26 protein-coding genes are annotated in these 26148 nt (G+C 63.9%); 13 read left to right on the forward strand and 13 right to left on the reverse strand.

Annotated features, from left to right (window positions below; all coding sequences use genetic code 11):
- Positions 1–217: 217 nt before the first annotated feature.
- The 5 genes from lpxD to J7U37_RS07435 form a co-directional block, all read right to left on the reverse strand.
- Positions 218–1276 (reverse strand): UDP-3-O-(3-hydroxymyristoyl)glucosamine N-acyltransferase, encoded by a 1059-nt coding sequence (lpxD, locus tag J7U37_RS07415; protein ID WP_247635301.1) that lies wholly within the window; start codon positions 1274–1276, stop codon positions 218–220.
- 45 nt (positions 1277–1321) lie between these two features.
- Complete coding sequence (bamA, locus tag J7U37_RS07420) at positions 1322–3910, reverse strand: outer membrane protein assembly factor BamA (protein WP_056189616.1); 2589 nt, start codon at positions 3908–3910, stop codon at positions 1322–1324.
- Positions 3911–4252: 342 nt separating this feature from the next.
- Complete coding sequence (gene rseP / locus J7U37_RS07425) at positions 4253–5413, reverse strand: RIP metalloprotease RseP (RefSeq protein ID WP_247635302.1); 1161 nt, start codon at positions 5411–5413, stop codon at positions 4253–4255.
- 161 nt (positions 5414–5574) lie between these two features.
- On the reverse strand, positions 5575–7155 hold the full coding sequence (locus tag J7U37_RS07430; RefSeq protein ID WP_247635303.1) for a DHA2 family efflux MFS transporter permease subunit: 1581 nt from the start codon (positions 7153–7155) through the stop codon (positions 5575–5577).
- 8 nt (positions 7156–7163) lie between these two features.
- Positions 7164–8384: an HlyD family secretion protein gene (locus tag J7U37_RS07435; RefSeq protein ID WP_247635304.1), complete on the reverse strand. Its 1221-nt coding sequence runs from the start codon at positions 8382–8384 to the stop codon at positions 7164–7166.
- 146 nt (positions 8385–8530) lie between these two features.
- On the opposite strand from J7U37_RS07435, the gene J7U37_RS07440 reads away from it, so the two are divergent.
- Positions 8531–9175 carry a TetR/AcrR family transcriptional regulator gene (locus J7U37_RS07440; RefSeq protein WP_247635305.1) on the forward strand — a complete coding sequence of 215 codons (645 nt, stop codon included), beginning with the start codon at positions 8531–8533 and terminating at the stop codon, positions 9173–9175.
- Positions 9176–9184: 9 nt separating this feature from the next.
- On the opposite strand, the gene dxr is transcribed toward J7U37_RS07440, so the two are convergent.
- The 8 genes from dxr to J7U37_RS07480 form a co-directional block, all read right to left on the reverse strand.
- The gene (gene dxr / locus J7U37_RS07445) at positions 9185–10348 is read right to left on the reverse strand and encodes a 1-deoxy-D-xylulose-5-phosphate reductoisomerase (RefSeq protein WP_247635306.1); all 1164 of its coding nucleotides are present in this window, start codon (positions 10346–10348) and stop codon (positions 9185–9187) included.
- 12 nt (positions 10349–10360) lie between these two features.
- Positions 10361–11224 (reverse strand): phosphatidate cytidylyltransferase, encoded by an 864-nt coding sequence (locus J7U37_RS07450; protein WP_247635307.1) that lies wholly within the window; start codon positions 11222–11224, stop codon positions 10361–10363.
- A 2-nt stretch (positions 11225–11226) separates the two neighbouring features.
- The gene (locus J7U37_RS07455) at positions 11227–12069 is read right to left on the reverse strand and encodes an isoprenyl transferase (RefSeq protein ID WP_082503607.1); all 843 of its coding nucleotides are present in this window, start codon (positions 12067–12069) and stop codon (positions 11227–11229) included.
- A 65-nt stretch (positions 12070–12134) separates the two neighbouring features.
- The gene (gene frr / locus J7U37_RS07460; protein ID WP_056189640.1) at positions 12135–12701 is read right to left on the reverse strand and encodes a ribosome recycling factor; all 567 of its coding nucleotides are present in this window, start codon (positions 12699–12701) and stop codon (positions 12135–12137) included.
- Between the two features lie 537 nt (positions 12702–13238).
- The gene (pyrH, locus tag J7U37_RS07465; RefSeq protein ID WP_056190066.1) at positions 13239–13961 is read right to left on the reverse strand and encodes a UMP kinase; all 723 of its coding nucleotides are present in this window, start codon (positions 13959–13961) and stop codon (positions 13239–13241) included.
- Between the two features lie 155 nt (positions 13962–14116).
- Complete coding sequence (gene tsf, locus J7U37_RS07470) at positions 14117–15037, reverse strand: translation elongation factor Ts (RefSeq protein WP_056190064.1); 921 nt, start codon at positions 15035–15037, stop codon at positions 14117–14119.
- 203 nt (positions 15038–15240) lie between these two features.
- Positions 15241–16308, reverse strand: coding sequence for a 30S ribosomal protein S2 (locus J7U37_RS07475; protein ID WP_247635308.1), 1068 nt, complete (start codon positions 16306–16308; stop codon positions 15241–15243).
- A 197-nt stretch (positions 16309–16505) separates the two neighbouring features.
- A complete protein-coding gene (locus J7U37_RS07480) occupies positions 16506–16880 on the reverse strand; it encodes a PH domain-containing protein (RefSeq protein ID WP_056478922.1) in 375 nt (124 codons plus the stop codon).
- Between the two features lie 94 nt (positions 16881–16974).
- On the opposite strand from J7U37_RS07480, the gene J7U37_RS07485 reads away from it, so the two are divergent.
- From J7U37_RS07485 to J7U37_RS07540, 12 genes are all read left to right on the forward strand, one after another.
- Positions 16975–17736, forward strand: a complete 762-nt coding sequence (locus J7U37_RS07485; protein ID WP_247635309.1) for a pyridoxine 5'-phosphate synthase — start codon at positions 16975–16977, stop codon at positions 17734–17736.
- Positions 17733–18152, forward strand: a complete 420-nt coding sequence (gene acpS / locus J7U37_RS07490) for a holo-ACP synthase (RefSeq protein ID WP_247635310.1) — start codon at positions 17733–17735, stop codon at positions 18150–18152. Before J7U37_RS07485 ends, acpS begins: the two co-directional genes overlap by 4 nt.
- Positions 18153–18263: 111 nt before the next feature.
- The gene (gene lepB, locus J7U37_RS07495) at positions 18264–19064 is read left to right on the forward strand and encodes a signal peptidase I (RefSeq protein ID WP_247635311.1); all 801 of its coding nucleotides are present in this window, start codon (positions 18264–18266) and stop codon (positions 19062–19064) included.
- A gap of 13 nt (positions 19065–19077) precedes the next feature.
- The gene (gene rnc, locus J7U37_RS07500; RefSeq protein ID WP_247635312.1) at positions 19078–19878 is read left to right on the forward strand and encodes a ribonuclease III; all 801 of its coding nucleotides are present in this window, start codon (positions 19078–19080) and stop codon (positions 19876–19878) included.
- Between the two features lie 58 nt (positions 19879–19936).
- A complete protein-coding gene (era, locus tag J7U37_RS07505) occupies positions 19937–20839 on the forward strand; it encodes a GTPase Era (RefSeq protein ID WP_244476789.1) in 903 nt (300 codons plus the stop codon).
- A 129-nt stretch (positions 20840–20968) separates the two neighbouring features.
- Positions 20969–21889: a methyltransferase gene (locus tag J7U37_RS07510; RefSeq protein ID WP_247635313.1), complete on the forward strand. Its 921-nt coding sequence runs from the start codon at positions 20969–20971 to the stop codon at positions 21887–21889.
- Positions 21890–21903: 14 nt separating this feature from the next.
- Complete coding sequence (locus J7U37_RS07515; RefSeq protein WP_247635371.1) at positions 21904–22644, forward strand: pseudouridine synthase; 741 nt, start codon at positions 21904–21906, stop codon at positions 22642–22644.
- Positions 22645–22707: 63 nt separating this feature from the next.
- Positions 22708–22971, forward strand: a complete 264-nt coding sequence (locus J7U37_RS07520) for a PepSY domain-containing protein (protein ID WP_247635314.1) — start codon at positions 22708–22710, stop codon at positions 22969–22971.
- A gap of 79 nt (positions 22972–23050) precedes the next feature.
- Entirely contained in the window at positions 23051–23755 is a 705-nt protein-coding gene (locus J7U37_RS07525) for an MgtC/SapB family protein (protein ID WP_247635315.1), read from the forward strand.
- Positions 23756–24114: 359 nt separating this feature from the next.
- Complete coding sequence (gene rpsF, locus J7U37_RS07530; RefSeq protein ID WP_056190048.1) at positions 24115–24594, forward strand: 30S ribosomal protein S6; 480 nt, start codon at positions 24115–24117, stop codon at positions 24592–24594.
- Positions 24595–24597: 3 nt separating this feature from the next.
- A complete protein-coding gene (rpsR, locus tag J7U37_RS07535; protein ID WP_056173092.1) occupies positions 24598–24885 on the forward strand; it encodes a 30S ribosomal protein S18 in 288 nt (95 codons plus the stop codon).
- A gap of 178 nt (positions 24886–25063) precedes the next feature.
- A complete protein-coding gene (locus J7U37_RS07540; protein WP_247635316.1) occupies positions 25064–26137 on the forward strand; it encodes a DUF2232 domain-containing protein in 1074 nt (357 codons plus the stop codon).
- The last annotated feature ends 11 nt before the right edge of the window (positions 26138–26148 follow it).

Here is a 26148-nt window from a genome sequence, read left to right on the forward strand (position 1 = left end):
CGTAGCGATCAAAAGATCCCCGATTTGGACGGGGTCGTGCACCGGCTCAGGCTGCGATCATCCAGCTTTGTCGACACATTATCGGCTGGGATCAGGCCGCTCGCATGGCGTGTGAACGCTGTGGACGAGAGCCGTATCGTCGGGCTTTTCCCAGAGCGCTCGGATCCGCTCTCGCTACGCGCTCTTAGTCCAGTTTGTACCCGCGGAACAGACGCCGTCAGCTCCCCGGTTCGTCGCCGGACGTCGAACGCTCGGCGAGACGTGCCAGGGTCGTGAGTTCACGGAACCACGCTCGGACCGGCTTTGCGGGTGTCCCCCCCCATCGACTTCCAGGAGGAACGTCCCGGTTCACATTGGACGAACCGGCGATCTGCGATCCCATTCCGATTCGAAGGTGGCCGACGACGCCCACCTGTCCGCCAAGGACAACATAATCCTCAAGGGTGGTCGAACCGGAGATTCCCACGCCCGAGACGATGACGCAGTGCCGACCGATGACGACGTTGTGGGCGATCTGTACAAGGTTATCGATCTTCGTCCCCTCCCCGATGATTGTATCCCGGCTGGCCCCCCGGTCGATCGTCGTATTGGCACCGATTTCGACATCATCCTGGACAATGACCCGGCCAATCTGCGGCACCTTCAGGTGTCCCCCCGGGCCCATCGCGAATCCAAATCCGTCCTGGCCCAAACGTGCGCCGGGATGGATAATCACCCGATTTCCGATCAGCGCATGGGTCAACGTCGCACCGGCCCCGATGGCGCAGTCCCGTCCAATGCGAACGGACTGTCCGATGCTCGCATTAGCGCCGATGATCGTGCCCGAGCCAATCTCTGCACCCGGGCCAATGACCGCACCGGGATCGATTTGTACGCCGGGCTCGAGGCGTGCCTCAGGGTGGATGTGAGCGCCGGGGGCGACACCGGCAACACCGAAGAGTGAGCCGGGACGAATCGCATCCGGGTGGAGCCGCGCCAATAACCCTGCATAGACCCGATAGGGATCTTTAAGAACCAAACTGATCGTGCCGGAAGGAACACGCGGCGCAAAACGTGGGGAAACGAGGCAGAGCCCTGCACGTGTCTTCGCGAGCGCATCGCCGTAACGGGCATTGTCCATATAGGCGACATCAGACGGCGACGCGGATTCGAGCGGTGCGGCGCCGGTAATCAGGGCATTGGAGTCAGCCGTCGCTGGCAATGAAACGCCAGCAGCCTCGGCGATGGCGCCGAGGCTGAGGGTGGAGGTCGCGGAGAAGAAGATCGGATCTGACATTCGGTCACAACGCGCCGCCTCCCGAAAAGGAGACGGCGCTCTGACTTAGAAGCGTGAGCCGCCGGAGAAGCGGAAGGCCTGGAGCTGATCTTTTCCGACCCGTCCCAGATAGCTGCCGTTCGCGTCGTAGGCCTTCACGCCTTCGTCCTTCGAGAGCGCATAAGCATAATCGAAGCGGATCGGTCCGAGTGGCGAATTCCACAGAATCGAAGCACCGACGGATGAGCGGATCGTCATCTTGTCACGAACGTTCACGCACTCGGGCTCAACGCCGATGGTAAGCTGGTTGAAGTTACAGGCACCACCGGGAGCGATACCGTTGATGAAGCTATCGCCGTTCACGTTAAACTGCGTTCGACCGTTATAGCCGAACAGCGTACCGGCATCAGCAAAGACCGCGCCCTTCAAGCCGAGATCACGCGGCACTCCGGGAAGCGGGAACTGAACTTCGACGGTTCCGCCGAAGTAGGTCGAACCACCGATCGCGTTGGAGCGGCTGTCGCTGATGCCGACGTCACGCGGCCCGATGCCGTTCGGCGCGAAGCCGCGGACGAGCGACGGTCCAAGGAAGAACTGGTCGGTGATCCGCAGCGGCTGGTCATTCAGAGCTGAGATGTGACCGCCCTGGAACCGGACGAAGCCGACCACGTCCTCGTAGAACTCCTTGTAATAGCGGGCATCGCCCGTCACGCGGAAGAACTTCGAGTCGCCACCGAGACCCGCGAGATCAGGCTTCAGTTCGGCGTAGAGGCCGTTCCGCGGCGAACCGAGGTTGTCGAGGGTCGAGTAGGCGAGCGTAAGTCCAGCCAGCGAGGTCAGGGTGTTGCCCTGCGATCCCTTCAACGCGATCGAGGCTTCACCGTCGAGGGCGCAAGCCGGATAGATCGACTGTCCGCCGACATTCCGCGTCGGATCCCCCGGGTTAAGACCAGGCAGCGTTGCATTTGCGGCGTAAGTCGCCGTGTAACCCGCGATGGGGTTCGAGCAGTCGTTATACGGCCGCTTGACGGTATTCGGAACCTTGAGTTCGGTATTGTAGACCGAGTAGCGGAGCGTAATGCCGAACTCTTCGGTGATCGGGAGGCCGACACGAAGCTGCCCACCATAAACCGTGGTCTCGTAACGCGAGTAACGGGTCTGGTCGCTGTACTTGTAGAAGGCATCGAAGCCTGCAGCGAGACGATAGCCGAGGAAGTACGGTTCCGTGAACGAGAAGTCGAAACCGCGCGAGTACTGACCGCCGGTACCAGCGACACGGACGTACTGACCACGACCCAGGAAGTTCGATTCGGAGACCGAGACCTCACCGATGATACCGTCCTGGGTGGAGTAGCCGCCAGCCACCGAGAACGAACCCGTGGGCTGATCCTCGACATCAATGTTGATGATCACGCGGTCGGCCGAGGAACCTGGCTCGTTCGAGAAGCGAACCTTCTTGAAGAAGCCCAGACCGTTCAGGCGGCGCTCGGCGCGATCGGTGAGCACCCGGTTATAGGCGTCACCTTCGGTGATATCGAGCTCGCGGCGAATGACGTAGTCGCGGGTCCGAGTGTTACCGCGGATGTTGATGCGCTCGACATAGACGCGCGGACCATCCTCCACCACGAAGCCAAGAGCCACGGTGTGGGTTGCACGGTCGCGCTGGCCAGTGGGGCGCACCTGCGCGAAGGGATAGCCCTGGCGGCCGACCTGATTGGTCACGCCGTTGAGAGTCCGCTCCACGTCCTCGGCATTGTAGACGTCGCCGACCTGGGACCGGATCTCGCCGTCCAATGTCTGCGTATCCAGACCCGGCAGACGGGAATCGATCGCTACCGCACCGACGCGATACTGCTCGCCTTCGTCGACAGTGACGGTGATGACCCAACCGGCATCTCCCTCGCCCTCGACATAGCGCGCATCGGCGTTGACGACCCGGAAATCGGCGTAGCCATTCTTCAGGTAGTAGCGCCGGACAATGTCGAGGTCGTTGGTGATACGGTCCGGATCGTAAACGTCAGATGTCTTGATGAAGCTGAGGAAGTTCATCTCGGACGACGACATCAGCTCCCGGAGCTTGGATTCCGAGTAGGCACTATTCCCAACGAAATTGATCGCCTTGATACCAGTCTTGTCACCTTCCTCGATGACGTAGATCACGTCGAGCCGACCATTCGGCAGGTCGACGGTCCGATAGGTCACCTTGGCCGTACCGCGACCGGCGCGACGATAGACTTCCTTGATGCGCTGAATATCGGCCTGAACAACAGCCTCGCTGAAAGCGCCGCGCGCTTTGGCCTCGACCTCGCCCTCAAGGGTCGCTTTCTCGATCTTCTTATTACCCTCGAACACAACCCGATTGATGAGGTTGTTCTCACGGACGCTGACGACGGTGCTGGCGCCGCTACGAGAGACCTTCACATCGGAGAACATGCCGCTCGCCAGCAGGTTGCGGCGGGCTTCCTCGGGGGAGCCGGAGGCGGTGCCGGTCACATAGGACCGGATGGTGTCGGCATCGACACGCTTGTTTCCCTGAACGACGATCTGCTGCGCCTGGGCGGTTCCACCGAGAACGAGGCCAGCGGCCGCCGCGGCGACTAGGACGATGGTCTGTTCCACCGACTTACGCCGGCGCTTCCCCGTCATCGACATCATGTAATCGCCCGTCTCTTTATATCTTCAGCGCGAGTTTGCACCCGCAGTCAGGCGTCCGTTTTCCGGACGTCCTGACACCTGGTCCCAAGCTCAGCTTCTATCGGGATTCCGGCGTTAAGGAAACGCCGGCAGGTCCCGCACTCTGGGGATTTTGGGGAGACGTGGCCTTCCGGTCACTTAACGCCCCGGACCGATCGTCGAATAGGGTCAACAAACGGTTGCACGCGAAACGCAAGGTTCCGCGCGCAATGGGGATTGTGGTTAAGATCGAGGCGTTTGCGTGTCTCGCAACGGGACGGCCGTCATAGTCCTCAGGTCAGGCGCAAGATCAGGTGGACAAGCTCAGGTCCCACGTGCGCCCCAGGATGCACCGAGGTTGAGGATATCGTTCCACGCAGCGAACAGCATGAGGAACAAAACCAGAGCCAGGCCGATCCGGAAACCGATTTCCTGTGCCCTCTCGCTCAAGGGCCGGCCGCGAATCGCTTCGAAGGCGTAAAACAACAGATGCCCCCCATCCAGCAAGGGTACGGGGAACAGGTTCAGCAGCCCGATCGAGACGGAGAGCAGCGCGATCAGGCCGATCAGACCGCCGATACCACCGACCTTTGCGACTTCGCCCGAGACCCGCGCGATCCCGATGGGGCCCGATAGCTGGTCGGGGGATTCTCGTCCGGTCACGAGCTTGCCGATATAGTCTATGGTGCGGTCAACGACGAAATAGGTCTCGTAGACGCCCAGGCCCACCGACTGCAGAGGGCCGTAGTGCACAAGTTTCGCCTCTGTCCCCTTCGGCCCCTGGATGCCGAGCCGCCCGAAACGATGACGCCCGAACGGGGTCACGTCCTCCTTGCTCTCCGGCACGGCGACCAGTTCCCTGGTCTCACTGCCACGTTCGACCGTGAAGGTCAGGCTCGAACCTGCGGCACCCGAAACCGTGCGCTGCATGTCGGTGAAGCTATCGATCTTTGATCCGCCGATGGCCCGGATCACGTCGCCGGGTTCGAATCCGGCGCGGGCCGCGGCACTGTCTGGGATCACGGCCTCGACACGGGCAGGGGTCTCGTAACGGCCACCGAAATAGATCGCGCCGGAGAACAGGACGATGGCGAGGATGAAATTAGCGATGGGCCCAGCCGCTACGATCGCGGCCCGCTTCGGCAACGGTTGGGTCGGAAAGCTGATGGCACGCTCCCGTGCCGTCATCCGTGCCACCGCTTCCGGGTCGGGAACGCTGGCGCCGTTGGCATCACCGTGAAACTTGACGTAACCGCCGAGGGGAATGGCTGAGAGTTTCCATCGCGTCCCATGGCGATCGTTAATGCCGAACAGTTCCGGTCCGAAGCCGAGGGAGAACGCGTGAACGCCGACCCCGCACCAGCGGCCGACCAGGAAATGCCCCATCTCGTGGACGAACACGACGATGCTCAGCACGATCAGGAAGGGAATCACCGCACCTAAGAAACCGGTTGCCGTGCCGCCCATGGCATTCAGGAAATCCATACGTCGATCCTCTCGGCCTCTCGCGGGGCCGTCGTCCCGCTGTAGCAGATCGGATGCGTCGAACGCGAACGCAAACCCGGCGGACGTGATTCGAGGTCGCAGCAGAACACTTTCGTCGGTCTATCCCCGCATTCCCAGCCCGTTGGTAAAGGGCATCTGCCTCAATGGCCGCCCCCTGCCCCCGCTGCCGCACGCGGCCGCCGAATAAACGGTACGGCACAAGCCATCGCCACGAACAGGAAGGTCAGCACCAGGAACACGTCGGCGAAGCCCATCACCAATCCCTGGAGACGAACCGTGTTCATCATCGCTTTCAGAGCCATCGCGTCCGCACTGCCACCGAACCCCTCGAATTGCCGGCGCGTCATCTCAAGTCGTTCAAGGACAGCGGTGTTCGTCCAGGTGAAGCGTTCGTGCAGCCGGGCGAGGTGGAGGTCCCAGCGGTCGTTCAACACGGTGTTGATCAGCGCGAGGCCAACGGCGCCACCGAGGTTGCGGGTGAGATTGTAGAGCCCGGACGCGTTCTTCATCCGCGCCGGCGGCAGCGTTCCAAGAGCGATGTTGTTGATCGGAATCATGCACAGCATCAGCGAGCAACCGCGCAGGACCTGCGGCACCAGCAATTCCCAGAAGTCCCAGTCCTTGGTCAAGCCGGTGACCATCCAGGTTCCGGTGGCGAAGCCGAGGAAGCCGAGACCCATCATGATGCGGGGATCGACCTTCCCCGAGAAACGGCCCGCGATGGGAGCTGTCGCAAACATGCACAGCCCTGAGACGAACATCGTCTCGCCGATCTGCAGTGCGGAGTAACCGCGCACTCGTCCGAGATAGACCGGGTAGAGGTAGGTCAGACCGTAGAGGCCGATGCCGAGGACGAAGCTGAAGATGCAGCCGGCGGTAAAATTGCGGTCGGAGAAAGCGCGCAGATCGACAATCGGCTCGGCGGCCGTGAAGGCGCGCCAGAAGAAGGCCGGCCCCGCGATGAGACAGACCACGGCGCTCGCGAACACTGCCTCGTCGGCCAACCAGTCGTGGTTCGGCCCTTCTTCCAGTACGTATTCGAGGCAGCCGAGCATCAGCGCCATGAAGACGAGGCCGAACCAGTCGAAGCGCTTAAACAAGGCAAGGTTCGGTTCATCGAAATCAACCAGTAGATAGGTCGAGACCGTTACGAAGATGCCTGGCACGACGTTGACGAGGAAAAGCCAGTGCCAGTCGAACAGATCGGTGAGGTAGCCGCCGACTGTCGGCCCGATCGTGGGAGCAAGCGTCGCAACCAGTCCGATCATCGGGGAGAAGATGGAGCGCTTCGAGGGCGGAAAGATCGTAAAGGCCGACGCGAAGACCGTCGGAATCATACCGCCGCCAATGAAGCCTTGAGCGGCGCGCCAAATGATCATCTCGTTGATCGAGGTCGATGTCGCGCACATCAGGCTCATCAGCGTGAAGCCACCGGCCGAGATCACGAACATCCACCGCGTGGACACCACCCGCGACAAGAAGCCGGAGAGTGGGATCGAAATCACCTCGGCGATGAGGTAACTGGTCTGGACCCAGGGAATTTCATCACCCGAGGCCGAGAGACCAGCCTGGATCTCAGCCAGGGAAGCCGAGACGATCTGAATGTCCAGGATCGCCATGAACATCCCGAACACCATGCTTACGAATGCCACCATTCGGCGGCGATCGAGCGGCGGCTCGGTGGCCATCGCGGACGGCCCCGGGACGGCATCAGCGGTCATGGGCGTCTCTAGCGCCGTGAAGCCCTGCGCACGGGATTGTCCCCGCCAGCCGATCCACTACCCTCTCGAGTATCCACCCGAACGGTGACCGACAGGCCGGGACGCAGAATTCCCTCGCTCGCGACCTCCGCCGGTACGTGCACCCGCACTGGCAGGCGCTGGACGATCTTCGTAAAATTGCCGGTGGCGTTGTCGGGAGGCAGCAGGCTGAAAACCGAACCGGAAGCGGGCGAAAGCGACTCGACCTCGCCCAGGATGTCGCGATCGGGATAGGCATCCACTGCGATATGGACGCGCTGGCCCGGGTGCATACGCTCGACCTGCGTCTCCTTGAAATTGGCGTCGATGCGAACGCTCTCGAGGGGGACCAGGGCAGCGATGCGAGAGCCTGGCGCGACATAGGCGCCAGCCTCCACGGCCTTGTTGCCGACGACGCCGTCGAAGGGCGCTCGAATCGTCGTGAATGCGAGATCGCGAGCCGCCCGCGCCTCGGCCGTGTGCAGTTCGGCGGCCAGCCCTTCAGCCTCCTGGGCCTGCGCTCGAAGCACCTCGACATTGGCGCGCATCGCAACCAGCGAGGCTTCGGCTCCCTTCACCGCGGCGTCGGTCCGGTCGCGGTCGGCTCGCGCCTGCTCGATGCGTGCCTTAGCGACGAAGTCGACCTTCTCGAGCTGTTGCTGGCGGGCGTAATCGGCCGCTGCTCGTACCGCATCGGCCTTGCTCGCGTCGATTTGAGCCGAGGCCTGGAGCATTTGCGCCTGCGCGGCTTCGACCTGCCGGCCGATGCGGACGATGGCTGCTTGCTGGGTCACCAGCTTGTCATGCGCCGCCTGGGCGGCAAGGCGGTAGTCGCCGTCGTCGATCCGCGCGATCACATCACCCTTGTGCATCATCTGCCCATTCACGACCGGCACTGCCGCAAGATAGCCGGGGACCTTGGCGGCAAGCACCGAAATGTCGGCCTGCACGTAGGCGTCGTCGGTCGTCACAAAGAAGCGTCCCACCGTCCACCAATGATGCGCCTTGTAGGCTGCGCCACCGAGGCCGGCGAGCAACAGGGTGGCAAATACCAGCTTGCGCGCGCGCCGCACCCTGTCTGTCGGCTCCGTCGCGATCAGTGCTGGCGTCTTTGGCACAAGCGGGACGGCCGCTGAGAGCTTCCCAGTCATCCCGCCGGCATCGAGCTCAGGCGGCTGAGGCGAATATGTGTCGTCTTCGCGCAAGCTCATGGCGAAAATCCTGACCTCCGCGGCAATGACCGAACCGTTCGGTCATTGCTGAGACTGCGCATGCTGAGCTGAGACTGCGCATGCTGGCGCTTTCCAAGAAATTTAGATATTGTGACTGAACCGTTCGGTCAATCAGGATCAGCTTCATGGCGACCGTAGAAGCCCCCATGAATGGGCGTGAGCGCACCATGCCGGAAACCGACAAGCGTCGGCAGATCCTCAATGGCGCCCGTGCGGTCTTCATGGCCTCCGGCTTCGACGGAGCAAGCATGGGCGAGATCGCCAAAGCGGCTGGCGTCTCAAAGGGAACGCTCTACGTCTACTTCGACAGCAAGGAAGCTCTATTCGAGGCGCTGGCGCTGGCCGAAAAGCGCGGGCTTGCCGAGGTGCTGTTTCGCCTCGATGCCGACGATCCCGATGTGCGAGGCGTGCTCACGCGGCTGGGACTGAGTTATCTCACCGAAATGGTCAGGCCCGAGCACATCACCGTAGTCCGGATGGTCATCGGTGCCTGCGAGAAATTCCCGCGCCTTGGCCAAGCTTTCTTCGAGGCTGGCCCTATGCAGGGTACGACCCGGCTCGCCGCTTACCTTGATGCGCAGGTGGCGGCAACGCGGCTCCGCCCAGCGGACACCAATCTCGCCGCGCGCCAATTTCTTCAGATCTGTCAGGCCGGTTTGCTGACCCGGCTCCTGTTCAACGCCGGGGACAGGGTCGCCCCAGCGGAGATCGAACACAATGTTCGAGAGGCAGTGCGCGTGTTTCTGGAGGGCTACGGCCCAGAAAGCTGACAGCCTCGCTCAGGCCGCCGCGAGGGCCTGGCTGCTCCAACGCCGAACCTCGGCGTCGATGGCCAGGGCCGCGTCGACATCCTCGGGTGCGGTCCTGTATTGGACGGCGAAGTGTTCACAGGCGCGTTCAACCAGATCGGCGATGCCGTAGAAACCGATGGCACCCTGGATGAACGCCGCCACCGCAATCTCGTTGGCAGCGTTCATCACGGTCGGCGCCGCGCCGCCGGCGGCCAGGGCCGCGCGGGCAATGCGCAGGCAGGGGAAGCGCACCTCATCGGCTGCTTCGAAGGTCAGGCTGCCGGCGGCCGCGAGGTCGAGATGACGTCCGCGCGCGATCGACAAGCGCTCGCCGAGCCCGAGGCAATGGGCGATCGGCACGCGCATGTCTGGCATGGCCAAGCCCGCCGTCACCGCGCCGTCCCGCCAGTAGACCAGACCGTGCACGATGGATTGCGGGTGAACGATCACGTCCAGACGATCGGGCTCCAGGGCGAAGAGATGGTGCGCCTCGATCAACTCCAGCCCCTTGTTCATCAGGGAGGCGGAATCGATGTTAATCTTCATGCCCATCGACCACGTCGGATGGGCCGCCGCCTCCGTTGGGGAAGCATTCGCAATACGCTCACGGGTCCAGGTTCGGAACGGGCCGCCGGAGGCCGTGATCGTCATCTTGGCCACATCGTCGAGGCGGCCGTCGCCGAGAGCTTGAGCCAAAGCGTTGTGCTCGGAATCTACTGGCAGCAGAGTAGCTCCGTAGCGCTTGGCGTCCCGCATGAAGGCGTCGCCGGCGCAGACGAGGCTTTCCTTGTTGGCAAGTGCCACGGTACGGCCGAGCTTCAGCGCCTCGTGCGTGGGCCGCAGCCCGGCAGCTCCGCTCACGGCTGCCACGACGATATCGGCATCCCGTGCCACCGCCTCCAGCACGGCACCCTCCCCGGCTCCGTTGCGGATCCCAGTGTGAGCGAGCGCGTTGCGTAGGGCCGGACCGGCGGTTTCATCGGCGAGTGCCACAAAATCCGGCTGCAGGTTACCTGCGAGCCGAACAATGGCGTCGACATCGCGCCCGGCTACGAGGCTGCCGATGCGAAAGCGGTCCGGATGCTGAAGCAACAAGTCGATGGTCGATTGGCCGATGGAGCCTGTGGCGCCGAGAATGGTGACGGTCAGCAACGGGAGGGTCCTTCAGGGCGCGACGAAGCGGCGTACGATAAGATAGAAACCGGCGAGGATGGCGACGGCGAAGAACCCGTCGAGACGGTCCATGACACCACCGTGTCCGGGAATCGCACGGCCCGAATCCTTCACGCCGTACCGGCGTTTGAGGGCGGACTCAACGAGGTCACCCCCTTGGCTGAGAACCGAGGCTGTGGCGCTTAGGAGGGCGACGCCGGCAAGCGATGTCGTCGAAAGACTGCTCCAGCCATGGTCTCGGGCGATCAGCACGAGCGCTACTCCAGCGAGCGTTCCTGCGGCCAGCCCACCGATGGCACCGGACCACGTCTTCTTCGGGCTGACCCGCGGCATCAGCTTCGGGCCGCCGAATGTCCGCCCCGTGAAGTAGGCGATGATATCGGTGGACCAGACCACGGCGAACATCCAGGCGGGACCCAGAATCCCGATCCCGGGATCATCACGCAGAGCTGTCGGCACCAGAGCGATCACAGCGGCGCTGGCGAGACCGCCCAAGGCACGAAGGCGTCCGGCGGGTTCCTTCGCGATGGCCGTCACGAGACTGGCCCCAACGAGTCCCACCAAGGTCATTGGCAGCGGAGCAACGTCGCCGTGAAGACAGAGAACGAGGCCGAATAGGGTCGCGGCCGTCACCGAGAGAACGAGGCGCCGCGGCGCGATCGCGCTCATGCCGATCCACTCGGCGGCAAACACGATGCCTGCGGCGAGCCAGATCATTGCGAAGGGCCAGCCTCCAAGGATCAGTGCCGACACTACGATAGCGCAGAGCAAAATTGCCGAGACGAGGCGAGCCCGGAACTCTCGGCTGGCAAAAAGTCCGCGCCGGGAGGCGGGAGCCGCCTCTTCAGGCACCACGATTAACCGACCTTGCCGCTCAAGCCGCCGAAGCGGCGGTCACGGCGATGATACTCCTCGATTGCAGCGTGGAACGCCGCATGATCGAAGTCTGGCCAGAATTCAGGGACGATCACGTATTCCGCATAAGCTGTCTGCCAGGTCAGGAAATTCGACAACCGCTGCTCCCCCGACGTGCGGATGACGAGATCCGGATCCGGTATCCCGGTAGTGTCGAGGGCGCCGGTCAGGACATCCAGATCGATGGCGTCCGGCGCAAGGGCGCCTTCGGCTACGGACCGTGCGAGATTTCGAACCGCCCGAAGGATTTCCTGACGACCGCCATAATTGAAGGCCACGATCAAGGTGAGCCCGGTATTAGCCTGCGTGCGGCACTCCGCTTCGTCCAGGAGCCCAGCAATGTCGGAACTGAGTCCCTCCCGCTCGCCGATGATGCGGACCCGAACGTTGTTCCCGTGCAGGTCGGCGAGATCGCGGCGGACGAAAAGCTTCAGCAAGCCCATGAGGTCGGCGACCTCGGCCGGCGGGCGGCGCCAGTTCTCGGATGAGAAGCTGTAGATGGTCAGGAAGTGCACGCCGAGTTCGATCGCCGAACGTACCGCGCGCCGCACCGCGTCGACACCACGGCGATGACCTTCGACGCGCGGCAGGCCACGACTTGCCGCCCAGCGTCCATTTCCGTCCATGATGATGGCGACATGAGCCGGCGCGGTTTGCAGACCTGTCTTAGATTGATGAGAGCCTGCATAAACCGTCGCGGCACCATCCGCGGGCTCACGACCAGACGATTCAACGCCGTGCACCCTTGCCGCCTCGATCTGACGCGCGCCTTCTGAGCGACCCAACGCGCTTCTCCCCCAACCGTCTTTCGTGTCGATCACACGTGATCTCGAACCCGGACCAGCAAATCCTAGACCTGCATGATTTCCTTCTCCTTGGCGGCGAGCACACCGTCGATCTCAGCAATGAACTGATCGGTGGCCTTCTGGACTTCGCCGGCCTGACGCTTCTCATCATCCTCGCTGATGGCGCCGTCCTTCTCCAGCTTCTTCAGATGGTCGAGCCCATCACGCCGGACATGGCGGACCGCAACGCGAGCCTCCTCCGTGTATTTGTGCGCGACCTTGACCATTTCCTTGCGACGCTGCTCGTTCATCTCAGGAACACGCAGGCGGATGGTCTGACCTTCGGTTTGCGGATTCATGCCGAGGTCGGATTCCCGGATGGCCTTCTCGACGGCACCGATCATGCCGCGATCCCAGACCGAGATGCTGAGAAGGCGGGGCTCGGGAACGCTCACGGTTGCGACCTGGGCCATCGGCATCATGGCGCCGTAGGCATCGACCTGGATCGGATCGAGGATGCTCGGCGTGGCGCGGCCGGTACGGAGCGACCCGAGATCGCCCTTCAGCGAGGCTACGGCACCCTGCATACGGCGCTTGATGTCATTCAGGTCGAATTCTGGAATGGCTGCCATGCTGGACTATCCCGACGCGAACTAGGGGAAATTGGGGGCCGAGCCGCGAAGGCCCGTTCGTGCGCCTCAATGAACCAAAATCAGAGAGGCCGCAAATGGGGCTACGGCGCTTATGCGTCGGGGTCAGCCCGAAGCAGAATCCATCGGCGCCGTCCCACCTCGTCATAAGACGCAGACCGATCAATCCGCGGCGACTGCAAGAATTGCTGTCGCGAAAGCTGTCATGATCCGGAACAGATTGCGACATTCATCATAGGCACTCAGTTCACGAATTCAGCGGCTTCTCGGCTAGAGATACGTTTCCAGCTCCAGGTGAGAGCGTCGAATTTCTAACATGTCATTTCGTCGGACTCATGCAGATAGCGCCGTCAACCAAGCAAACGCACCCCATCATTTGAGAAAAATCTGTTCGATAAAATCAGCAACCTTGATGGCATTGATCGAAAAGAGTGCTGCGAGGCATCGGCGCTGAAATGATCGACAAGATTTCTGATTGCCGTCGCTGCGTGTCTACCCTCGCGCCGTGTCAGTCGTGGTCTATGGGACTACCTGCGTGGCCGGCGCCGAACCGGTCAAAATAGCCAGGACCGAACTCGGGGCATGGATGGAGCCGACCACGATCGAAAGGCGGCTTTCGCGAGCCAGCGCGAAGGCCGCGGTGTCCATTACTTTCAAGTCGCGAGCGATCGCCTCATCATGGGTCAGACGATCGTAGCGTGTCGCGGTCGGATCGCGCTTCGGATCGGCGGAATAGACCCCGTCCACCTGGGTCGCCTTCAGCACCGCGTCACAGCGCAACTCGGCGGCGCGGAGTACGGCGGCGGTATCAGTCGTGAAGAAGGGATTACCGGTGCCCCCAGCAAGGACAATGACCTGACCCTTGTCGAGGTGGTGCAGGGCAGGCTGACGCGCAAAGGTTTCGCAGATGGTCGGCATTGAGACGGCGGACATGGTGCGTGCCGGCACGCCCGCAGCATTCAGGGCCGTTTCCAGAGCCAGAGAGTTCATCACCGTGGCCATCATGCCCAGGGAATCACCAGTAGCCCGGTCGATCCAACCAGCCGCCGAGATACGGGCACCGCGGATCATGTTGCCACCTCCCACCACCAGGGCGATCTGGAAGCCGGCCTCGCGCGTGCGGGCGATGTCGTCGGCGATGCCCGCGAGCGTCGGCGGGTGAAGCCAATAGCCATCGGGAGCAGCCAGCGCCTCGCCCGAAAGCTTCACGAGTACGCGGCGAAACGGTGCGGTCTCCGGCATCGAGCCAGTCCCCTCTAATCCGGCCTGGATCAGGTCGGAGAGCCAATCGGAAGCGGGGGGTGTCTAGCCCAACGGAGGCCTAAACGTCGAGGGGCAGCGGCATCCCTGCCGCTGCCCCTCTCATTTCCGAAGCAAAAAATGCTCGAAATTTCAGATCAGCGTGAAAGGCTCGCGACTTCAGCCGCGAAATCCGGCCCCTCGTCCTTCTCGATACCCTCGCCGAGCGCATAACGCACGAACGCGGTGAGCTTGACCGGCGAACCAGCCTTGCCCTCGGCTTCCTTCAGAACTTGGCTGATCGTCTTGGAGCCGTCGTGGACGAAGGGCTGCTCCAGGAGGGTCACCTCCTTGTAGTAGCTCTTCAGGCCGCTCTCGACGATCTTGGCGAGCACGTTCTCGGGCTTACCGGCGTTTTTCTCGCGCAAGATGTTAATCTCGCGGTCGAGCGTGCCCTGATCGACGCCAGCAGCATCGAGAGCCACCGGGTTAGTAGCGGCAACATGCATGGCGATCTGGCGGCCGAGGGTGGAGAGCACCTCGACATCGCCCTCGGACTCGAGCGCGACGAGCACGCCGATCTTGCCAAGACCCTCGACCACCTGGCCATGGACGTAGGAGGCGATAACGCCCTTGGTCACGTCGAGCTTAGCAACTCGGCGCAGAGTCATGTTCTCGCCGATAGTAGCGATGAGGTTGGCGAGACTTTCCTTAACCGTGGTCGTCGCACCCGGGAACGTGGCGGCCTCAAGGCCCTCCAGCGTGCCGTCGGTGTTCAGCGCAAGCTTGGCGGCTTCACGAACGAAAGCCTGGAAGCTGTCATTGCGGGCGACGAAATCGGTCTCCGAGTTCACCTCCACGATTGCGGCATGGTGACCCGCCGACTCGACGGCGACAAGGCCCTCAGCGGCCACGCGGCCAGCCTTCTTCGCGGCCTTGGCGAGACCCTTCTTGCGCAGCCAATCGACCGCAGCTTCGATGTCGCCGTCGGTCTCGTTCAGAGCGCCCTTGCAGTCCATCATGCCCGCGCCGGTCTTTTCGCGGAGCTCTTTCACCAGTGCGGCGGTGATGTTGGCCATGGCCGGTCCTTTCCGTGTCGTATGAAATACGAAGTGTGATGAAGCGCGGGTCGTTCGAAACTTGTGTCCGGCGAAACGCGTCGTGTTTGGTAGGCAAGACACTCTGGAAGTGAATGAGCCCGGCGCTCTTGGAAAGCACCGGGCTTCAGCTTCGATTGTCGGATCTGCCGATGGCAGCCCAATGACGGGCCGCCGATGCGGGATCAGGCGGCGGCAGCGGCCTCGACGAAGCCGCGAGCCTGATCGACCCAGCCATCGCGCCCGATGCGGCCGTTCAGCTTCAGATCGGCATCGACCTTGGCGACATCATCCGCGCTCATCGCGGCAAGCTGCCAGTAGTGATAGATTCCCGCCTCGTTGAGCTTCTGAACAATCTGCGGACCAGCGCCATGGAGCTTGGACAGATCGTCCGGAGCACCACGAGGGGCCGAAAGCAGTTCGAAGTGCTCGGTCGACTCCACGAGGGCAGCAACGTCGGCCTGCGTGACCGAACCGGAGACGACGGAAGCCGCCGCGTCGTCGTTGGCCGGAAGCTCCTCGGCGACCGGCTCCTCGGAAGCACCGAGATCAATACCCATCGAGCCCTGGCCGCGCGAGATGCCGTCGATGGCAGCACGAGCGATCAAGTCGCAATACAGCGCGATGGCGCGGCCCGCGTCATCGTTGGCCGGCACGACGTAGGTGATGCCATCCGGGTTGCAGTTGGTGTCAACGATGGCTGCCACCGGGATACCAAGACGCTGGGCCTCCTTGATCGCGAGCTGCTCCTTATTCGTGTCGATCACGAACAGAAGATCAGGCACGCCACCCATATCCTTGATGCCGCCGAGGGCCTTCTCAAGCTTGTCCTTCTCACGGGCCAGCATCAGACGCTCCTTCTTGGTGAGGCCCTGGGCCCCGCCGTCGAGGGTCTCGTCAACCTTGCGCAGGCGCTGGATCGAGCCCGAGATGGTCTTCCAGTTGGTGAGCATGCCGCCGAGCCAACGGGAGTTGACGTAGTACTGGGCCGAGCGCTTGGCCGCCTCCGCAATCGTGTCGGCCGCTTGGCGCTTCGTGCCGACGAACAGCACGCGGCCGCCCTTGGCCACGGTGTCGCTCACCGCCTGAAGGGCCTGATGGAGGGCCGGCACGGTCTGCGCGAGATCGATGATGTGGATATTGTTGCGCGTCCCGAAGATGTAGGACTGCATCTTCGGATTCCAGCGATGGGCCTGGTGTCCGAAGTGGGCGCCGGCCTCGAGAAGCTGACGCATGGTGAAATCAACGGCCATGTCTTTGTACTCTCCGGTTGGTACCGCCGCGGAGGAAGCGATCGCGCCTAAGGGCAACGACCACCGGAAACGCCTCATTCAGGCATGAGGCCGACTCCGCGTGTGGAATGGGCGGGGCCTTACCAGAGACCGCACGCTGAGGCAAGATTTCCCCGGTCAGTTCCTCTCAGGGCAAACGCATCGGATACAGGACGGCATCAGCGGATCGATGCCGCGATGGCCTGCTGAATCCCCAGTATGTTGGCGCCCCGCTTCAAGGTCTTGCGGATCGGCTCGGCTCGACCCGAGACCCAGATCGCGAGTTCGGACTCAAGGTCGAAGCTTCCCGCAGTCTCCACCGAGAAGGAGGTGATCGCCCGATAGGGGACTGTCAGGTACGAGACTTTGCGACCTGTGATGCCCTGCTTATCCACAAGGATCAGGCGGCGGTCCGTGAAGACGATCAGGTCGCGAATGATCCGGAAGGCGATCTGAACCGGCTCGCCCTCCGTAAGAATTCCAGCCAGTTGCTCGTTCACCTCCCCGGGCGAGAGGTCGCTGCCATGGCCGAGCAGTCCGTCAAGAAATCCCATAGCGTGTCATATCCCCTGCGACCCAGCATCTCCTATGTAGTGACGCACGCGCCCTTCCATCAGGGTGCAGCGATCCCCTTCGGAGCTATCGGCGATGTCATCCCGTGCCCTGCCTTCAGATCGTCTCCGGCTCGGCGTCAATATCGATCACGTGGCCACAGTCCGGAATGCCCGCGGCGGGACGGCACCTGATCCGATCCGTGCCGCTCGCGAATCGGTCGCGGCAGGAGCCGACGGCATCACCGCACACCTGCGTGAGGATCGCCGGCACATCCGCGACGCCGATATGGAGACACTCGCCCGCACCCTCACGATTCCGCTCAACTTCGAGATGGCCGCCACCGACGAGATGATCGAGCTGGCAACTCGATTGAGGCCACACGCCGCCTGCCTCGTGCCCGAAAAGCGCCAGGAGCGTACCACCGAGGGCGGGCTCGACATCATCGGGGCTCAGGATTCACTGAGGCCTCGCATCGCACGCCTCACTGCGGCAGGCATCCGCGTGTCGCTTTTTGTCGAGCCAGACTTGGCCGTGATGGACACTGCCAAGCGCCTGGGTGCACCCGTCGTGGAGCTTCACACCGGCAGCTATTGCGAAGCGGTCGCCGAGGGGAATACGGCCAGGACCGCGCGAGAGCTCGCGCGCATCACCCATGCGGCAGCCTATGGCTTTGGCATCGGCCTTGAGATCCATGCCGGCCACGGCCTCGCACTCGACAGCGTCGGGCCGGTGGCCGCCCTGCGCGAGATCGCCGAATTGAACATTGGTCATGCCCTCATCGGCGAAGCTATCTTCGTTGGCTTGGGCCAAGCGATCCGCGATATGCGCGCGGCCATGGAAGAGGCACGCGCATGATCGTCGGCATCGGCTCCGACCTTTGCGACATCCGGCGGATCGAGAAGTCGCTGGAGCGCTACGGCGAACGCTTCACTCACCGGATCTTCACCCAAGCGGAGCGGGCCAAGTGCGATGCTCGCGCGGCGCGCGCTCCGTCCTATGCCCGGCGTTTCGCGGCCAAGGAGGCCTGCTCCAAAGCCCTCGGCACCGGTATCGCGCAAGGAGTGTTTTGGCGCGACATGGAGGTCGTCAATCGACCGGGCGGACGCCCGACCCTCCGGCTCACCGGAGCGGCGGCCGAGCACCTGGCGGGGCTCATGCCGATCGGTCACCGGCCCAAGCTCCACATCACGCTCACGGATGACCCCCCCCTGGCACAGGCCTTCGTGATCATCGAGGCAGTGCCGGACAGCACGCCCGGAACCCAGCCGTGAAGCCGCGTGCGTTGCGGCGCCTATCCGCATGGTCTATGCCGCCGGTCGACCGTCAACGACGGAAGTCGCCCGGAATCCGGGTGCGCGCGTCGGACCGGAGATGGCAGCCAGATGGAACGTGCCCACGTGGATCAGCAGACAAAGCGTGACCTGAAGGCTGCTGACACCAGCATCTGGGCGAGCATCAAGGAGACGCTGAAGGTCGGCGGTCAGGCGCTTCTCATCGCGCTGGTGGTTCGAACGCTCCTGTTCCAGCCCTTCAACATCCCTTCGGGCTCCCTCGTGCCGACGCTTCTGATCGGCGACTATCTGTTTGTATCAAAATATTCCTACGGATATTCGAAATATTCGTTGCCCTTGAGCGAATATCTGCCCTTCACGGCCGACGGAAGGATCTGGGCGGCGGAGCCGAAGAGAGGCGACATCGCCGTCTTCAAACTGCCGAAGGACAATTCCACCGATTACATCAAGCGCGTGATCGGTTTGCCGGGTGACAAGATCCAGATGAAAGCCGGCCTTCTCTACATCAACGACGTGCCGGTGAAGCGTGAGAAGATCGCACCCTTCGAGACGACGGGCCCCTACGGGGAACAGGCCAAGGCGGAACAATACCTCGAAACCCTGCCCAACGGGATTACCCACCGCGTTATCGAGCGCGATGGCGATAACGGCTACTGGGACAATACCGAGCCCTACACCGTGCCGCAGGGGCGCTTCTTCATGATGGGCGACAATCGCGACAACTCGACGGATTCGCGCGATCTCGCCAGTGTCGGCTTCGTGCCATTCGAGAATTTCGTAGGACGGGCGGAGATGATCTTCTTCTCGATCGACGAGGGCACGCCGGCGTGGCAGATCTGGAACTGGCCGGCGAAGGTTCGCTGGAACCGGCTGTTCACGGCCATCCATTAGGACGTTACGCATTGTGACCGAAGAGGCGCGTCCCTCCAGCCGGGCGCGGCGCGCGCCCCGTCCGAAGCCCGACCTCGCGGTACTCGAGGCGCGGATCGGACATGCTTTTGCCAATCCGAAGCTTCTGCTCCACGCCCTTACGCACGTGAGTAAGGCCGGTGGGAACGGCCGACTCGGCAGCTACCAACGCCTGGAATTCCTCGGCGACCGCGTCCTTGGGCTTGCCATCGCCGACCTCCTCTACGAGGCCTTCCCGGGCGCCGACGAGGGCGAGCTGTCGCGACGCCTTGCGGGGCTTGTGCGGCGTGAAACCTGTGCGTCCGTCGCGACGAGCTGGGACGTCGGTCCGCACCTCGCACTTGGCCCCGGCGAGGTCCAGAGTGGTGGACGTCGCAATCAGACCATCCTGGCCGACGTCTGCGAATCAATCCTTGGTGCAGTGTTCCTCGACGCCGGCTACGAGGTCGCCAAGGCGATCGTCAACGCGGCCTTCACGCCGGACACCGACACCGCCGCGCCGCGCGGTCGCGATGCGAAATCGTCGCTTCAGGAGTGGGCGATGGCCCGCGCTCTGCCGATCCCAGTCTACGACGTGGTCGAGCGCTCGGGTCCCGACCATGCGCCGGTGTTTCATATCGCGGTGCGCGTCGAGGGTCTTGAGGTCGGTATCGGCGTCGGTCCCTCGAAACGCCTCGCCGAGCAGGAGGCCGCCCGCCTCGTGCTCGAGCGCGAGATAACCGGCTCCGATCCGGCCCGATCCAAGGAGACGTCGGCGGACGTCGATGAAGGACACGCCTCCGATGCCTCAAGATGATCACGACTTCGACGACGATTTCGCCCCGCCGCCGCTGATCCCGCTGCCGGCCGTGACGATGCCGGAGAATACCACGGCCGGCTTCGTCGCACTGATCGGTATCCCCAACGCGGGCAAGTCGACCCTTCTGAACAGCCTCGTTGGCACGAAGGTCTCGATCGTCTCGCGGAAAGTGCAGACCACCCGCGCCCTCGTGCGCGGCATCGTCATGCATGAGACCGCGCAGATCATTCTGGTCGATACGCCCGGGATCTTCGCACCCAAACGCCGCCTCGATCGCGCTATGGTCCATTCGGCCTGGAGTGGAGCCTCGGACGCGGATGCGGTTTGCTTGCTGATCGATGCGCGCAAGGGTGTCACCGAAGAGGTCGATGCGATTCTCGCCAAGCTTCCCGACGTGAAACGCCCGAAGGTTCTGATCCTGAACAAGATCGACCTGATTCCCCGAGATCGGCTACTCGCCCTGGCGGCCTCGCTGAACGAGCGTATCTCCTTCGAACACACCTTCATGGTCTCTGCGCTGAACGGCGATGGCATCGAGACGCTGAAATCGACGCTGGCCGGCATGATGCCGAAGAGTCCCTGGCTCTATCCGGAGGATCAGGTCTCGGATGCGCCGATCCGCATGCTGGCGGCGGAGATCACCCGGGAAAAGCTCTACGACCGCCTGCACGAGGAACTGCCCTACCGCTCCACCGTCGAGACCGACCAGTGGCAGCCGCGTCCGGACGGGTCCGTGCGTATCGAGCAGACTATTTTCGTAGAGCGCGAGAGCCAGCGCTCCATCGTTCTCGGCAAGGGCGGGCAGACCATCAAGGCCATCGGACAAGCGGCGCGTCTCGAAATCGCAGAAGCGGCCGAGCAGACGGTGCACCTCTTCCTGCACGTGAAGGTACGAGAGAACTGGGCCGACGATCCGGCCCGATACCGGGAGATGGGTCTGGAGTTCCCGCGCGGCTGAGCATGGGCTAAGAGAATGGGAGACCGACCCCGGCGGCGATTCTTGTCGCCTGGTGGGCCGGGCCTCCCGCTTTCCTTTCACGCCCTGAGCCGTCGAGGCGCGCGCGCCGTCGCGCCGGATCCCGTTACGATGTCCACAATGCCTGTCTCGGAAGCCGTTTACGGCGCGCCGCCGCTGGAACTGGTGGAGGTGCCCGACACTGCCGTGCAAGTCTCGCCGTTGGTTCCGGGCGCGGCGCGCTTGGAGGATGTCGCGCCTCATAGCCTCGACCGACTCGACATGCTGGCACCGGCCGGCACGATCGAGCGGCGCTACGTCCTGGCTCTCGCCCTGAAAGCCCTGAAGCCGGGCGGATTCCTCACGGCTCTGGCGCCGAAGGATCGCGGGGGAAGCCGGCTGGTCAAGGAACTCACCGGCTTCGGCTGCGCAGTGCATGAAAATGCGCGCCGCCATCATCGGATCTGCACGGTCGCGTGCCCCGAGAACCTTACCGGTCTGCACGAGGCCATTCACGAGGGCGGGCCGCGTCACATCGACAATCTCGCCCTCTGCACCCAGGCCGGGATCTTCTCCTATGACCGCCTTGATCCCGGTACGGCTCTTCTGCTGGCGAACCTGCCGCAGCTCGCAGGTACCGGCGCCGATTTCGGCTGCGGCCTCGGCATTTTGGCCCGGGCGATTCTGGCCGCGCCGAAGGTGACGGAGCTGACCCTGATCGACATCGACCGGCGTGCCATCGAGATGGCCCGCCGCAACGTCAGCGATCCGCGCGCGAGCCTGCGTTGGGCGGATATCCGCGCCGGTGGCCTCGGGCTGAGCCGTCTGGATTTCGTGGTGATGAACCCGCCCTTCCATGACGGGGGAGCGGAAGACCAGGCCCTGGGCCAAGCCTTCATCGCCCGAGCCGCGGAAGCGCTACGCCCCGGTGGCACTCTCTGGCTGACGGCCAACACCCACCTGCCCTACGAGGCGCCCCTGAACGCGGCCTTCAAGAGCGTGGCACTGAAAGCCTCGGCGGGAGGCTACAAGATCTACGAGGCCCGCCGGTGACGAAACCGACGAAAATCGTTCACGCACGCCTCGATCGGCTGCTGGCGAATATGGGATACGGCTCCCGCCGCGAGATCGCGCTCCTGACCGGGGCCGGGCTTGTCGTCCTCGACGGTGCGCCGCTGCGCGACGCCGACCAGCGCATCCCGGTTACGCCGGATTTGGCGCAGCGGATGACGGTCGATGGCGCCCCCCTCGATCCTCCGCCAGGGCTGACCCTGATGCTGCACAAGCCCCTGGGCGTCACCTGCTCACACAAGGAGGCAGGCCCCCTCGTCTATGCTCTGCTGCCGGAGCGCTGGCGCCGGCGCGATCCGGCACTGTCGACGGTCGGACGCCTCGACAAGGAGACCTCGGGCCTGTTGCTCCTCACCGATGACGGCGCGTTGCTGCACCGGATCATCGCGCCCAAGGCCAATGTCGCGAAACGCTACCGCGTCACCCTCGACCGACCCCTCAAGGGCAACGAGGAAGCGGTTTTCGCCTCCGGGACCCTGATGCTCGACGGCGAAGACAAGCCGTTGCTGCCCGTCGAGTTCGTCGCTGAAGACGAGACCGGCGCCGTGGTGACCCTGCACGAGGGGCGCTACCATCAGGTCCGGCGCATGTTCGCGGCCATCGGCAACCACGTCACCGCGCTGCATCGGGACCGCGTCGGTGGTCTCGCCCTACCGGCGGATCTGGCACCCGGCGAGCACCGCATCCTCGGCGAGGCTGAGATTGCGCACGTGTTTGCGGGACCGGACGAGACCTGATCCGTCCGGAACCGGACGTTTTGCACCCGGTTGGATCAGACAGCACTGATCCAGAGGTGATCCATGATCCGTTTTTCGGCACTCCTCCTCGCCGTGACGCTCAGCGCCGGGGCAGCGACCGGTGCGCTGGCCGACACGCCCGGTCCCGACTGGATGCCAGCCGATCAGGTGAAGCAGAAGCTGATGGCGGCGGGTTACTCCAGCATCACCAAATTCGAGGCCGATGACGGCCATTGGGAAGGCGAAGGTTTGAAGAACGGCATGAAGATGCAGTTCCACGCCGACCCGAAGACCGGCGCGATCCTGTCGGAGAAGCCTGACAAGTAGCCGGTTCGGCGGTGGACCGGTTGCAGCGGCACAGCAAGTCTTCGTCCATGTTGATCTCCCGGCATGTTGATCGTCGAGCATGCTGAGCAATCTCGATATGATCGGCCGTCTGCTGGTAGCCGCCCTCCTGGGAAGCGTCATCGGATTCGAGCGGGAGCGGCTGATCTGGGCGGCCGGCATGCGGACCCATATGCTGGTCTGCGTCGGCTCATGCCTGCTGATGATCGTCTCGGCCTTCGGCTTTTCGGACGTTCTGGGACAGCCGAACATCACGCTCGATCCGTCCCGTGTCGCCGCGCAAGTCGTTTCAGGCATTGGCTTTCTCGGAGCCGGTACCATCCTGCTGCGCGGCGAGGTGGTGAAGGGACTGACGACGGCGGCCAGCCTCTGGGCGGTGGCGGCGATCGGCCTGGCGTCCGGCGGCGGGCTGTTCGTGCCGGCGATGGCGACCACCGCCATCGTGCTGGCGATCCTGGCCGGGATGAAGCCGTTCGAGGAGCAGTATCGCGCCCGTCGCCAGAAGCTCGATCTGCGGATCGTCGCCGCCCACGGCGCCCTCACGATGGAGATGATCCGCGTGCTGGCGGGACCCTGCGCGGCGAAGCTGCGGCAGACTGAAATCGCTCGGGGAATACCAGAGGGTTTCGACGAGGTCACACTGTCTCTGGTGCATGTCGACCGACGCGCGGTCGATGCGTTCGCGGAACGGTTGCGTCGCCGCGACGGTGTCGGCAGTGTCGAATCGATCACCCGCGAATCGATCGGACGCGAACCAGACGCCTGATCCGGGCAAGACCCTTTTCAGGTCCAGCGAAATCCCCCTGGCTTCCGCGACATCCCGCCAACCGCAGCATGCCCTTTCGGTTTGCCAAACCTTGTCACTCCGAAAAAATTGGTTTATGCGCCAGCCCTCGCGTTCGCTCCGGCTGGGGGCTGAACGGACGGTGTCGATTCCATCGGCATAGGACAACCCGGAGACGGAGTGTCCATCGTCCCGTGTCTCCGCCTTCGATCAACCGCTCGGGCCTTCAAACGGCTCGAAGGGCTTGGCGCCGGGCGATCTCGCGTGTGAACCGGCCCGACGCTTCCTTTTCCGCACTCCTGCAGTGCCGTCGGGTCCCTTTGGATATGAAGGGCCCGTTAATGCCTCTCTACGAACACGTCTTCCTGGCGCGCCAGGACGTGACGGCCCAGCAGGTCGAGACCATGGTCGAGACCTACAAGGGCGTCATCGAAGCCAATGGCGGCAAGGTCGAGAAGATCGAGATGTGGGGCGTGAAGTCCCTCGCCTACCGCATCAAGAAGAACCGCAAGGCGCACTTTACGCTCCTCAACGTCGACGCCCCCCCGGCGGCGCTCGCCGAGATGGAGCGTCAGATGCAGATCTCCGAGGACGTCCTCCGCTTCATGACCGTCCGCGTCGAAGAGCTCGAGTCCGAGCCGTCGGCGATGATGCAGAAGCGCGACCGCGACGACCGCAAGGATCGTGAGCGCGGCCGTCGTCGTGACGACGAGGGCTTCGGCGGCGGTGGTGGATTCGGCGGCGACCGCGATCGCGGCGACCGTGGTGATCGCGGCGACCGGGGTGACCGCCCCGAGCGCAGCTTCGGCGGGGAGGCTTAAGTCATGGCATTTGGTGCTGGACCCGGTGCACCCGCCGCTGGCGGTGCTGGTGGTGGTGCGGGCGGCGGACGCCGTCCCTTCTTCCGTCGTCGGAAGACCTGCCCCTTCTCGGGCGCGAACGCGCCCAAGATCGACTACAAGGACGTCAAGCTCCTGTCGCGCTACGTCTCCGAGCGCGGCAAGATCGTGCCGTCGCGCATCACGGCGGTGTCCGCCAAGAAGCAGCGCGAGCTCGCCCAGGCGATCAAGCGCGCCCGCTTCCTCGGCTTCCTCCCCTACGTGATCAAGTAAGCGCCCCGGGGCACGCGCGAGCGGCCCCGAGAGCCTGCATCAGCATGTCCCGGATCGGTCCATCCGGTCCGGGACAGGAAATTTCGTACCGGCCGATCCGACAGGGCGGCCGGGAGTCGTTGGGGCGACAGGCGCCTCTAACCCTGCCCGGATCGGGACAGTGGGACAGCGGGATGTGATGGTACAATACCTCGGCATCGGTATCGGCGCGGGCCTCGTCTCCGCCCTCCTCTTCGGCGTTCTGCTGAAGGCGACAGCGCTCGCGATCCTGCTCTACCTGCTCGCCCCGCTCCCGATCCTGATCGTGGGCCTCGGCTGGAGCCACCGGGCCGCCCTGGTCGCCGCCATCACGGGCGCGCTGGCCCTGGCTGTCGTCGTGCAGCCCTTCCTCGGCCTCGGCTTCTTCGCCTACCTTGCGCTGCCCGCTTGGTGGCTCGCCTACCTGGCGCTCCTCGGCCGTCCCGATGCGGGTGGCACGATGGAATGGTATCCGACCGGCCGCCTCCTTGCCTGGACCGCCGGGACGGCCGGCATCGCTTTCGTGGCCATCGCGGTCATCGCAGCCCCGAGCTACGAGGCCTTTCAGGCGCAGCTCCGCGGCATGACCCGGACGCTGATCCAGGTGCGAACCGACCGGGCCGCCAACCCTTCGGCACCGATCCCGAATCCGGCGACGCCGAAACCCGACGCCGGCACACCGACCGAATCGGGCCAACAGGGCTCGGCGCAGCAGGACTCCGCTCAGCAGGACGCCCCCCAACAGGACTCCGCGTCACAAGATCCCGCAGAAGCCAGTCGTACCGAGGTCGCCAACGCCCTGGCGGCGATCGCGCCGGGCCTCGCCGCCCACGGCCTCACGGTTCTGCTCACCTTCTATCTCTGGGCGGCGGCCCGAATCGTCCGCGTCTCCGGGCGCCTGCCACGGCCGTGGCCGGACCTCGCCGCTACCATGATGCCACGACGCGTGCTGGCCGTGCTGCTCGGTGCCCTCCTCCTCGCCCTGGTGCCGGGTTTTCCGGGGGTCCTCGGCATCGCCGTCGCCGGCGCCCTGAGCGCCGCCTTCGCCATGCAGGGGCTCGCGGCCTTCCACGATCGCAGCCGGGGCCGGCCGGGGCGCCTCGCTCTGCTGTTCGGCCTCTACCTGATCCTCTTCTTCACCCAGGGCGTCGCCCTCGCCGCCCTGACCCTGTTCGGCATCGCCGATACCGCCCTCGACCGCCGCCGCCCCACGGGCGCGGCCGGACGACCCTGACCAACCCCAGA

This window comes from Methylobacterium sp. 37f, from assembly GCF_023093475.1.
GTDB lineage: Bacteria > Pseudomonadota > Alphaproteobacteria > Rhizobiales > Beijerinckiaceae > Methylobacterium.